The following is a 268-nucleotide window of genomic DNA, read 5'->3' as shown; positions in this document are numbered from 1 at the left end:
ATCATTTGCACCATTATAAATACTATCTAGTTGCCCTTCTTTTTTACGAATCCATAAGTGATCATAATGTGCAGAAACAATTACATACTCGTCTTTTTTGCTTTTCCCTTCTAAAACGCCAATAATATTAATTGTTGTAATATCTTCTTTAGTTCTTCTATTTTTAAACGTAAACGTTTGCCTATAGTTTTGCAACGTATCATAGGTTTTTAACCCTATTCTTTTAAATTCGTTTTCTATATATTTTGCCGCTTTTTCAATACCCGGA

1 protein-coding gene is annotated in these 268 nt (G+C 29.9%); it reads right to left on the bottom strand.

Annotated features, from left to right (window positions below; translation table 11 throughout):
- Window positions 1–268: M28 family peptidase (locus ACY2RW_RS16170; RefSeq protein ID WP_490123765.1), on the bottom strand; the 268-nt coding region annotated here is incomplete at both ends.

The sequence above is a fragment of the Polaribacter sp. 2305UL8-11 genome (genome assembly GCF_058147165.1).
This window is presented reverse-complemented; position numbering and strand designations above follow the sequence as displayed.